We start from the raw sequence: 6,342 nt of genomic DNA, 5'->3' as shown, positions 1-6,342 counted from the left end.
TTTGATGTCCAAAATTTTGTTTCGTTCACTAACTCAAGGTTAGCTACTAAAAACTTTATTGATTACGTTTTGCTTGTTCAGTTTTCAAGGTTCATCTTGTCGCTGTTTTTCAGCAGCAACTCTTATATAATAACATGCTGCAAACTCGATGTCAACAACTAATTTTATTTAATTTAATTATTTTTCAGAAGTTATCTTAGCGACTCGTATAATACTACACTCTTGATTCAAAAAGGTCAACACTTTTTCTAATAAAATTTTATACCTTTTCATTTCATTGAGAAACTTCCTATTTATATACTTACAAAAAAATTATCATTAGACTCTACATCTCAAGTTGATTTAACTTTTTATTAGTATCTAAAATAGAATTTTATCATAACCATCAATAAAAAATAAATAAAAAACTCGGTATAGAAACCGAGTTTTTAAAATGGGAAGAAAAATGGAATTGCCAGCATCATAACGATAAACATAATAATCTGTAGTGGTATTCCAATCTTCACAAAGTCCATAAACTTATAACCGCCAGCTGTCATAACTAGCGCATTTGTTGGGGAAGCAATCGGAGTAACAAATGCCATACTTGCTGCTACAGCAACAGCAATCATAAATGTCGTTGGACTTGCTTCCATCGCAATCGCAGCATTCATAGCAATCGGTGCGAATAATACAGCAGTGGCTGTATTACTAATGAACTGACCAAAGACTGCAGTTAAAATGTAAACTCCGATCAGTACTCCGTAAGGTCCATAGTTTCCAAGCGCATTGATAATACCATCAGATAAGATGGCCATACCACCTGTTTTTTCCAAAGCAGTCGCCATCGGAAGCATTGCAGCTACAAGTACAATACTTTCAAAGTTCATATTGCTGTATGCATCTTCCATATTACGCAAACACCCTGTTAATATCATCAATACGGCGCCAATCATAACGGAAATAACAGCAGGGAAAATCTCAAAAGCCATTAGCACAATCATTAAAAGCATAATGACACCTGCAATACCGGCTTTCCCCGTCGCTGCAGCTACACTAGCATGCTCCTTTGGCTGACCGACAACAACAACATCCTGTGTTTCCCTTGCAAGTAATAAAATTTCATCCCATGCACCTTGTACTAAAATAGCATCTCCAAATTTTAATTTATGCGTCACCATATCTTGCAGCTTATAGCCACCTCTACGATTTATGCCAATTATATTAAGATTATATTTTTCTCGGAAGCCTAGGGTGCTTACGGTCTTATTAATAAAGCTAGAATTCGGTGTTAATAAGACCTCAGCAATACCAAGATGCTTCGATACTAATTCATCAGCCTCTCCTTCAGCCAGTTCCTGCATCTCCAGACTATAATCAGAAGCAAAACGACGAATATTCTCTTCCTCACCTTGGACATACAATTCATCTTTGGCATGGATCACACTTGTCGGACCAGCCATTTCCTGATATGTCACCGGTAAAAAATTAATACCTTCTTGAGATCGTCGGTGAATTTTCATCATACAAAGCGTATATTTGGCCGGAAGCTTTAATTCCGCTAATGTTGCGTCAATAATCGACGAATCCTCTGGCACAAACACTTTAAACAAACGATTGTTTAAATCATATTGCTTAATAATTTTCTTCGGAGATAGTCTATAATCAGCTTTTGTTTCTGTACGACTTTTTTCATTTGGTAAAAGAATGTTGCGCACAAGTACTAAATAAGTAATACCAACAATCATCCCTACAATACCGATGGGTGTTACTTCGAAAAACCCTAGCTTATTGTAATCACGATCGACCAATAACTGACTAACGATAAGATTTGTCGGTGAAGCAATAAGTGTCATAAGCCCAGAAAGACTTGCAACATAAGAAAGTGGTAGTAAAAATTTTGACGGACTTACTTTCATACTAATCGCAATACTAACAACTATCGGCATCATCAAAGCTACAGTACCTGTATTACTCATAAACGCACCGACAGAACCTACAATAATGAGCAATAATACAAATAATTTCAACTCACTATTACCTGACCACTTTAGCAGTAATTGCCCCGCCATCCCTGCAAGTCCTGTTCGTAAAATACCTGCGCCCACGACAAACAGCCCTGCAATCATTAAAACTACAGAGTTTGAAAAACCAGCTAATGCTTCTGCGGGTGTTAAAATATCCGTAATAACAAATGCTAGAAGTGACACAATCGCAACGAGGTCCGCTCGTACTTTATTAGTCACAAATGCAAAAATTGTCGCTCCTAAAATAAGAAATGTTAATGTAAGCTGCACATCTAAGAATTCCTTTCTAACATTAGATCATTGTGTTTTATTGAGGGTAATTACGCAAAGCCCTTTGTAATTCCAGCACTTTGCATGTTTGCTTTATCACTTAAATTTATTATATCTTACCAAGAACTAAATATGAGAAAGTTCACCATCTTTTCGAAATAAAAGTCGCGTCACATAACGCGAGGTTGATTTTCGTTCCAGCTAGGGGCGTCCGATGAGCCGCTTGAGCAGACAGATGTTTTTTGCGTGAAAGCGAGGCCACAGCACCGATGTTGGTCACGAAGGCGTTATCACAGGAGGTAATGGTTTTAGCCTTCACTCCTCTATCGCTAATCTCCAAAGTGTCGCCCAGACAGAACGAAGATCGAACCTATATAAATAAAAAATGCCCTCCACTTTTGATGATAATCCAAAAAAAAATTAAGTGCGGTGTTATCCCGCACTCCACTATCATATATAAGCCACACCTAAATTTATTTTTGATAAAGATTATTCTCTTTAATATAGTCATAACAAGCGTCAGGGAGTAGGTATCTTGGTTCACCGCCCATTGCAAATTCTTCTCGAATATAGGTAGAGCTAATTTCCATCGCTAACCCTTTATCAATTAAATGGAATCTTCCATCATCATGATTCCTCAAAATAGGAGAACGACTAATTGTTGATAACATATCTATTCCGTGCCTTGCCATTACAATAAATTTATTCTCAGCTACTAATGCATCTCCCCTTTTCCACAACCCAGCACCAATATCGACTAATAAATCAGCCCCCATAATAAAATGAATTTCATCATTCGGGTGTTGTTCTCTAAAATATTTCATCGTATCATACGTGTAAATATTCCAGCCCTCTTGCTCCATTTCATATGAATCTGCAATAAAACGCTTATCCTTAGCAATAGCCAACTGCAGCATATTCCAACGATGCGTATTCTTTGTTTTTATCTCCTTGTCTTTTCGTTTGTTTGAGCAAGGTAAAAAAATCACTTTATCTAATTTGCAACGATGTGCGACTGTGCTTGCAGTCCAAAGGTGAACATTTGTAATTGGATCAAAGGATGATCCGTAAATCCCTATTTTCGCCATTTCCTAACCCCCCATTCCACTTCTCTATTAGTTTCTCTCATTCATCATCTTCGTGACTTTTTCTTTAATTTCTTTAATTCTTGTCATTTTATTATCCCAGCACGCTTGACTTAAATCGACCGGATACTCTTCTGGATTCATTGTTCGTTTGTACTCACTCCATAGTAGATGTAAATTCTCCTCTACATATACTTGAATTTCTTGAAGTGTTGGTTCTTTGTAAAGAATAGATCCATTTACTACAATGTCTTGATGTAATTCTTTCGCTGTAAAATCCGTTACAAATTTACTGATATAAGTATGAACAGGGTGAAACATTTTCAAGCGTTTTTCCTCTTGCGGGTTTTCGTAGTCCAATGCAATATAATCTCCTTCAGCATGACCATTGTCTGTATTAATAATTCGATAAATACGTTTGCGGCCTGGAGTCGTTACTTTTTCAGGATTTCCAGAAATTTTGATGGTATCGACCATTTCCCCGTTTTCATCTTCAATAGATACTAATTTGTATACGCCCCCAAGAGCTGCCTGATCGTACGCTGTAATGAGCTTAGTTCCGATTCCCCATGTATCAATTTTAGCCCCTTGAGACTTCAAATTGATAATCGTGTATTCGTCCAGATCATTAGATGCTATAATTTTCGCTTCAGTGAAGCCAGCTTCATCTAGCATTTCCCTTGCTTTTTTTGACAGATAAGCTAAATCTCCACTGTCCAGCCTTATTCCTATAAAATTGATTTTATCTCCAAACTCCTTTGCGACCCGAATTGCATTAGGGACACCCGAGCGTAACGTATCATACGTATCTACTAAGAAAACGCAATCTCTATGCGTATTTGCATACTTTGTAAATGCAGTGTATTCATCACGATATGCCTGTATCATGGCATGTGCATGAGTACCTGAGACAGGGATGCCAAATAATTTTCCAGCTCTGACATTGCTAGTTGCAGAAAATCCACCAATATAAGCTGCACGAGTTCCCCAAATCGCTGCATCAAATTCATGCGCTCGACGAGTACCAAATTCCATCGTGATATCCTTTCCAATCACTTGTTTAATGCGCGAAGCCTTCGTTGCAATAAGAGTTTGGAAATTAACGATGTTCAATAAAGGTGTCTCCATTAACTGAGCTTCTGCCAAAGGGGCTTCAATTCGTAAAATAGGTTCATTTGCAAATACTAATTCACCTTCCCTCATTGCAGAAATAGTACCTGTAAATTTTAGATTTTGAAGGTATTTAAGAAATTCCTCTGAGTATTTTCCTTCCTCGCGTAAATATTGAATATCACTATTAGAAAAACCAAAGTTTTTGATAAACTCCATTATCTTTTTTAAGCCCGCAAATATCGCATAGCCATTCCCGAACGGAAGTTGTCGAAAGTATAGTTCAAAAACCGCTGTTCGATTTTGTGTACCATCATTCCAGTACGTTTCCACCATATTTATTTGGTATAAGTCCGTGTGCAACATGTAGCTATCGTCCGCATATTTCATACCCTGTTCCTCCGTTTACATAATAGTAGCTCCGAGAGAATGCTCAAAATGTCCTAACGCCCACTCATGCCCTGCTTGATTAAAAGACGCTACTGCATCTTTATGAATAACAATGTTAAATCCTTTATTATAGGCATCTACCGCTGTATGAAGAACGCAAATATCCGTACATACACCGATTAAATGCAGTTCAGTAATGCCTCGTTCACGCAATTTAATCTCTAAATCCGTACCTGCAAAAGCAGAATATCTGGTTTTATCCAAATAGTAGACATGATCTAATTCTTTATTTTCTTCATATAGTTCTTTTAAAGAGCCATATAGTTCTCTCCCCCTCGTACCTCGAATATTGTGAGGAGGGAAAAGCTTTGTTTCTGGGTGATAGCTATCTTCTTTTTCATGAACATCAACAGCGAAAACTATAAAATCACCATTTGACATAAATTCCTTTGTTAATTGTGTATTTACCACTTCCAATAGTTGCCCCGGTTTTCCGCAAGTTAAGGCTCCATCTCGAGCTACAAAATCCACTGTATAATCAATATTAATCAATGCACGCTTTGACATATTTCCATCACTCCAATTTCTCATTTAATTAGTAATTAATAAATTACAAATTAGTATATTGAAAATTAATTAGGAAAGACTGATGCTTTCCTAATGATAAATTGACTCTACGATTTCGAAGTCATTAAAAGAATATAATTGCGATGGTCTAAATGAATTTCTTTTCGTTTTCTTCGGTTTCCCATCTTCATCTAAAACTTTTTCAATAAAAGGCAGCTTAGGCGCTTTTGTAAAGAACACCGAATCATTTGCAATACGTGGATCATCTCCCACTGTCAATAAAACTCTTTGTAGTTCAGATAATGTAAATTCTCCCGGTAAAAAATTTTTAGCAACTGTTGTTTGTATCATATCTTTCTTAATAAATTCTAAAGCGTCTGAAATAATTTTCCGATGATCAAAGGCTAAATCGAGTTTGAAAACTTCATTTATATCGAAAAGTTCTACTTCTGCCGCATCGTCATTTGCTTGACGCTGGTCAATGTATACTTCTGGAACGATTGCATAAAAGGCATTTGAAATCATCCAACCTCGAGAATCACGATCTATATCATCATAGACACCAAAGTGCTTAATGTGTAGACTATCTACATTCGTTTCCTCCTTCAATTCTCTTTTAGCAGCCATATAGGCGGTTTCCCTTTTTGTCGCATCTACAAATCCACCTGGAAGCGCCCATTTTCCATCTTCGATATTCGGGTTTCCTTCATGATCTTTTTCGGCCCGTTTAATCAACATGATTTTAAGCGTCATCATCGGAGGTGCTTTTTCCTCTACTTTTTCGGATGTTATTGTAAAAATTGCGATATCTGATGTATATCCATCAGGTGTTATATAGTTAGAAGAATCATAATTCGCAAGAACTTCTTCTTGTGAACGATATTTTGTCATTTTAAAATAACTCCTTTGATTCA

General features: G+C 36.8%; 5 protein-coding genes. All 5 read right to left on the bottom strand.

Translation table 11 applies throughout. The annotated features are described in order from the left end of the window. Positions 1–428 precede the first annotated feature (428 nt). Positions 429–2,276 carry an SLC13 family permease gene (locus ACFTQ7_RS22850; RefSeq protein WP_349661886.1) on the bottom strand — a complete coding sequence of 616 codons (1,848 nt, stop codon included), beginning with the start codon at positions 2,274–2,276 and terminating at the stop codon, positions 429–431. Between the two features lie 473 nt (positions 2,277–2,749). Next, on the bottom strand, positions 2,750–3,364 hold the full coding sequence (nadD, locus tag ACFTQ7_RS22845) for a nicotinate-nucleotide adenylyltransferase (protein ID WP_386831395.1): 615 nt from the start codon (positions 3,362–3,364) through the stop codon (positions 2,750–2,752). Between the two features lie 27 nt (positions 3,365–3,391). After that, entirely contained in the window at positions 3,392–4,861 is a 1,470-nt protein-coding gene (locus tag ACFTQ7_RS22840; protein WP_386831393.1) for a nicotinate phosphoribosyltransferase, read from the bottom strand. A 15-nt stretch (positions 4,862–4,876) separates the two neighbouring features. Next, on the bottom strand, positions 4,877–5,428 hold the full coding sequence (locus tag ACFTQ7_RS22835) for a cysteine hydrolase family protein (protein WP_386831391.1): 552 nt from the start codon (positions 5,426–5,428) through the stop codon (positions 4,877–4,879). A gap of 90 nt (positions 5,429–5,518) precedes the next feature. Continuing rightward, the gene (locus ACFTQ7_RS22830; protein ID WP_386831389.1) at positions 5,519–6,319 is read right to left on the bottom strand and encodes an NUDIX domain-containing protein; all 801 of its coding nucleotides are present in this window, start codon (positions 6,317–6,319) and stop codon (positions 5,519–5,521) included. Positions 6,320–6,342: the final 23 nt, after the last annotated feature.

It is taken from the genome of Lysinibacillus sp. NPDC056959 (genome assembly GCF_042674095.1).
In the GTDB taxonomy this organism is placed as follows: domain Bacteria; phylum Bacillota; class Bacilli; order Bacillales_A; family Planococcaceae; genus Lysinibacillus; species Lysinibacillus zambalensis.
The sequence above is the reverse complement of the archived record's forward strand: the minus strand, read 5'-3'. Positions and strand labels throughout refer to the sequence as shown.

What these genes read in the sequence shown, in the direction of transcription:
- nadD (WP_386831395.1), bottom strand. Translation starts at nt 3,364, where the DNA reads ATGGCGAAAATAGGGATTTACGGATCATCCTTTGATCCAATTACAAAT.
- ACFTQ7_RS22840 (WP_386831393.1), bottom strand. Translation starts at nt 4,861, where the DNA reads ATGAAATATGCGGACGATAGCTACATGTTGCACACGGACTTATACCAA.
- ACFTQ7_RS22835 (WP_386831391.1), bottom strand. Translation starts at nt 5,428, where the DNA reads ATGTCAAAGCGTGCATTGATTAATATTGATTATACAGTGGATTTTGTA.
- ACFTQ7_RS22830 (WP_386831389.1), bottom strand. Translation starts at nt 6,319, where the DNA reads ATGACAAAATATCGTTCACAAGAAGAAGTTCTTGCGAATTATGATTCT.